This is a genomic window from Paenibacillus sp. 01T422 (assembly GCF_056398785.1).
Genome location: NZ_JBFTQB010000442.1, coordinates 1 through 5,088 on the forward strand (window position 1 = coordinate 1; position 5,088 = coordinate 5,088).

The window sequence follows — 5,088 nt, forward strand, 5'->3', positions numbered from 1 at the left end:
ATTCAACCCTGTTTTACCTGAAGGAATTAAAGCACGTCTATTTCCAGTTCCAATTACTGCAATTGCAGAAGAGCTAGGAACATCCCTATTTAAGAACATGGCCGCATCAGGAGCGTCTTGGGCATTGCTCGGTTTGCCGATTGATGTGTTTAATAAAGCTGTTGAAGAAGAGTTCGGTCGTAAAGGCGCAGCTGTCGTAGAGAAAAACATCGAGGCAGTTCGCAAAGGTGCTGAATCCGTACTTGAATTGGCTGGCGGCCCAATCGCTGACTTCCAATTAGAGCCGGCTGACGGCATGCAAAAATTGTTCATGATCGGTAACGATGCAATCGCTCTTGGAGCTGTAGCTGCTGGCTGCCGTTTCATGCCTGCATATCCAATTACACCTGCTTCCGAGGTAATGGAATACTTGATTAAAGCACTTCCTAAATTCGGCGGTACAGTTATCCAAACAGAAGATGAGATCGCAGCTTGCACAATGGCAATCGGCGCTAACTACGCTGGTGCGCGTGCACTGACAGCATCTGCTGGACCTGGTCTGTCCTTGATGATGGAAGCAATCGGTTTGGCTGGTATGACGGAAACTCCAGTTGTTATCGTTGATACACAACGCGGCGGTCCAAGTACAGGTCTTCCAACGAAACAAGAACAATCTGACTTGAATGCAATGGTATACGGTACACACGGTGAAATCCCGAAAATCGTACTGTCCCCAAGCACAATTGAAGAATGCTTCTATGATACAATTGAAGCTTTCAACTTGGCTGAGAAATACCAATGCCCAGTTATTCTAATGACAGATCTTCAGCTTTCCTTGGGTAAACAATCCGCTGAAATGCTGGACTACAACCGTATCGTAATCGATCGCGGTGCTCTAGTAACAGAAGCTCCTGAGCAAGAAGCAAATCAATTGTTCAAACGTTATGAGTTCACTGAGAATGGTGTATCTCCACGTGTCATCCCAGGCGTTAAACACGGTCTTCACCACGTAACTGGTGTAGAGCATGACCAAACGGGTCGCCCTTCGGAGAGCACAGAGAATCGTCAAAGAATGATGGATAAACGTCTTGAGAAGTTGAAACACATTCAAGTAACGGATGCTATCAAAGCAGATGCTCCTCATGAGAACCCAGATCTTTTGATCATCGGTATGGGTTCCACTGGCGGTACAATTGATGAAGCAAGACGCCGCGTTGAACTAGAAGGCATCAAAACAAACCACGCGACTGTACGCTTGATTCATCCGTTCCCAGCTGAACAGCTGAGACCGCTTGTTGAGAAAGCAAAAACGGTTATCGTTGTTGAAAACAACGCAACTGGTCAATTGGCTGATCAAATCAAACTGCATGTTGGTCATGCAGATAAAATTAAAAACGTTCTGAAGTACAACGGTAATCCGTTCCTTCCAGCAGAAATCGAACAAAAATGTAAGGAGTTGACTTTAGCATGGCAACATTAAAAGATTTTCGTAACAATGTAAAGCCAAACTGGTGTCCAGGATGCGGAGACTTCTCCGTACAAGCAGCTATTCAACGTGCAGCGGCTAATGTTGGTTTGGAGCCTGAAGGTTTGGCAATCGTATCCGGTATCGGCTGTTCCGGACGTATCTCCGGTTACATCAATGCTTATGGTTTCCACGGTATTCATGGTAGATCTTTACCAATCGCACAAGGTGTGAAAATGGCTAACCGCGACCTTACAGTTATTGCTTCCGGTGGTGACGGAGACGGCTTCGCAATCGGTATGGGTCACACAGTACACGCGATTCGTCGTAACATCGACGTAACTTATATCGTTATGGATAACCAAATCTACGGTTTGACAAAAGGTCAAGCATCCCCACGTAGTGCGGAAGGCTTCAAAACGAAAAGTACACCACTAGGTACAATTGAGTCTGCTATTTCTCCGTTAGAAGTAGCTATGGCTGCTGGTGCAACATTCGTAGCACAATCTTTCTCCAGTAACTTGAAACAGTTAACTGCTGTTATCGAAGCTGGTTTGAACCACAAAGGGTTCTCCTTAATCAACGTTTTCAGCCCATGCGTAACTTTCAACAAAGTAAACACGTATGATTGGTTCAAAGAGAACATTGTTGATCTGGATGAAATTCCTGATTATGACTACACAAATCGCGTAATGGCAATGACCAAAATCATGGAAACTAACTCCATGTTGACAGGTATCATTTACCAAAACAAAGATAAAAAGAGCTATGAAGATTCCATCCCTAGCTTTGCAAAAGAAGGTCTTTCCAAACAAGATCTTCAACTTTCAGAAGCAGACTTCAACAAAATGCTCACTGAATTTAAATAATGGTTTGACCTTGAGGGCATATGGAGATAATCCGTATGCCCTTTTTGCTGAGCGGCAATACTGACAACTATACTAATTCAAAGGATGATATTGTATGAAAACAGTTCCCGTTGGAGTTTCGGCCAGACATATTCACCTATCGGAGGCGCATATTACCATTTTATTTGGTGAAGGGTATGAGTTGAAAGAATTTAAGGCTCTTTCACAACCAGGACAATTTGCAGCCCAAGAAACAGTTTCGATCGTAGGTCCAAAATGTAAAATGGATAAAGTGAGAATTCTGGGTCCTGCACGTCCTTTTACACAAATAGAAATCTCGCGCACGGATGCTTTTTCATTAGGTATTAATCCACCAGTTCGTGAATCAGGTCATGTCGAAGAAACACCGGGTCTCAGGGTAATTGGTCCAGTAGGGGAAGTTGAGCTTGATCAAGGTGTGATTGTAGCAGCTAGACATATACATTTTCACACATCAGATGCAGATAAATGGGGTATCCAAGATAAACAATTGCTGCGTGTCAAAGTAAATGGCGAAAGACCGTTGATTTTTGAAAATGTTATAGCTCGTGTATCCGAACAATTTGCTTTGGACATGCATATTGACACGGATGAAGGGAATGCAGCTGGTGTAAAAACAGGGGACATAGCTGAGATTCTTGACTAGTTCGAAAAGAATTGTTTTTGCCGTTATGCCAATTTCCTTTTGTACTAAATAGGCATGTAATGTTATAATAAAAGTTGCGTAATTATTTGTGAATTACGTAAGTTTTACCAACGCAAACTCGTAGGAGGAACGAAAGTGGCTAACCAAGTGAAATCCGATAAGGATTATTCCCAATATTTTCAGCCTCCTTCACTGTCAGATGCTAAGAAGCGCGGAAAAGAAGAAATCGCCGTTCACTATGACTTCCATATCCCTGAGGACATGCAGGGGTTCGGCAAAGATAAATATTATTTGATTCGCACTTACGGATGCCAGATGAATGAGCATGATACAGAAGTTATGAGGGGCTTGCTTGAACAAATGGGTTATCAGACGACGGATGACAAGTACCAAGCAGATGTTATTCTGTTGAATACTTGTGCGATCCGTGAAAATGCGGAGGATAAAGTGTTCGGTGAGCTTGGACACCTGAAGGCGCTCAAAGCACAGAAGCCAGGACTTGTTCTTGGTGTTTGTGGTTGCATGTCGCAGGAAGAAGCTGTCGTAAATCGGATTATGCAGAAGCATGCTTTTGTTGATTTGATTTTTGGAACACACAATATTCATCGTCTGCCTGGCTTATTGAAGGATGCCTTTTATAACAAAGAAATGGTTGTTGAAGTATGGTCCAAAGAAGGCGACATTATTGAAAATTTACCGAAGAAGCGGGAAGGAATCCGCGCTTGGGTGAACATCATGTTCGGATGCGACAAATTCTGTACATACTGCATCGTTCCGTATACACGCGGCAAAGAGAGAAGCCGGAGACCGCAGGATGTGCTTGCTGAAGTAAGAGATCTGGCACGTCAAGGATTTCAAGAAATTACGCTGCTTGGACAAAACGTCAATGCCTATGGCAAGGACTTTGAAGATATTACTTACTCTTTCGCTAATTTGATGGATGACATTCGTAAAATTGACGTTCCAAGGATTCGGTTTACAACTTCGCATCCAAGGGATTTTGATGACGACTTGATTGAAGTATTAGGACAAGGCGGTAATCTGGTCGAGCATATTCATCTGCCAGTTCAAGCCGGGAATACGGAAGTCCTTAAACGGATGAGTAGAAAGTATTCCAGAGAGCATTATTTGCAGCTGGCTCGCAAAATTAAAGCCACGATGCCGGACGTTGTGCTAACTACGGATATTATCGTTGGTTTCCCTGGTGAGACAGACGAGCAGTTCGATGAAACGATGTCTCTATACGAAGAAGTAGGATTCGATTTCGCGTTTACATTCATTTATTCGCCGCGCGAAGGTACACCTGCTGCTGGAATGGAAGATAATGTTCCGATGGAAGTGAAGAAGCAGCGCTTGTATCGTTTGAATGAACTTGTGAATGCTCACAGTAAAGCGAGTAACGAGAAATTGCTCGGGCAAACAGTAGAAGTACTTGTTGAAGGCGAAAGTAAGAACAACGCCGATGTACTTGCTGGGCGCACACGAACGAATAAGTTGATTCATTTTACCGGCTCCAAAGAGCTTATAGGTAAAATGATCGATGTAGAAGTAACGCATGCACAAACATGGATTTTGAAGGGTGAAATTGTTCAGAAGCCCTTGAAACTATCCATCTAATACGTTTGTTAATATAGATAGGAGTGTGAATGAAAGTGTCCCAATGTGATCACCAACATGATAACCAGCCTCATGCTTTTAAAGTTGAGGAATTTACGAATACGGAAATGATCGTTCGCGAAGATATTCTAGACAAAGCCAAGGAACTGGCTACTTTGTTAACCACTTCGAATGAAGTACAGTTCTACCAAAAGGCTGAGAAACAAATCGCTACAAACCCGGATATCCAAGTCTTGATTGGCTCCATCAAAAAGAAGCAAAAAGAAATTGTCGCCTTCCAGACGTTCAAGAACGAGAAAATGGTGCAAAAGATTGAGAATGAAATCGAAGTTCTGCAAGATGAATTAGACGGAATTCCAATTGTAAGTGAGTTCAAACAAACACAAGATGATATTAATTATTTGCTACAGCTGGTCATGTCGGTCATTCGTGATACGATTTCCGATAAAATCAATGTAGAAGCAGGAACTTCAGAAGCACCGACATCTTGTGAC

Annotated in this window: 5 protein-coding genes; all 5 read left to right on the top strand. The window is 42.9% G+C overall.

Annotated elements, in window-relative coordinates; all coding sequences use genetic code 11:
- Window positions 1–1,459 (top strand): 2-oxoacid:acceptor oxidoreductase subunit alpha (locus AC1DUA_RS22500; protein ID WP_477501901.1); only part of this gene is annotated, 1,459 nt, incomplete at its 5' end.
- Complete coding sequence (locus AC1DUA_RS22505; RefSeq protein ID WP_477501902.1) at window positions 1,447–2,313, top strand: 2-oxoacid:ferredoxin oxidoreductase subunit beta; 867 nt, start codon at window positions 1,447–1,449, stop codon at window positions 2,311–2,313. The genes AC1DUA_RS22500 and AC1DUA_RS22505, both read left to right, overlap by 13 nt.
- A 94-nt stretch (window positions 2,314–2,407) precedes the next feature.
- A complete protein-coding gene (gene pduL / locus AC1DUA_RS22510) occupies window positions 2,408–2,977 on the top strand; it encodes a phosphate propanoyltransferase (protein ID WP_477501903.1) in 570 nt (189 codons plus the stop codon).
- A 135-nt stretch (window positions 2,978–3,112) separates the two neighbouring features.
- Window positions 3,113–4,594, top strand: a complete 1,482-nt coding sequence (gene miaB, locus AC1DUA_RS22515) for a tRNA (N6-isopentenyl adenosine(37)-C2)-methylthiotransferase MiaB (protein ID WP_477501904.1) — start codon at window positions 3,113–3,115, stop codon at window positions 4,592–4,594.
- Between the two features lie 29 nt (window positions 4,595–4,623).
- On the top strand, window positions 4,624–5,088 hold a 465-nt coding region (locus tag AC1DUA_RS22520; protein ID WP_161405781.1), incomplete at its 3' end, for a YlbF/YmcA family competence regulator.

What these genes read in the sequence shown, in the direction of transcription:
- AC1DUA_RS22505 (WP_477501902.1), top strand. Translation starts at nt 1,447, where the DNA reads ATGGCAACATTAAAAGATTTTCGTAACAATGTAAAGCCAAACTGGTGT.
- pduL (WP_477501903.1), top strand. Translation starts at nt 2,408, where the DNA reads ATGAAAACAGTTCCCGTTGGAGTTTCGGCCAGACATATTCACCTATCG.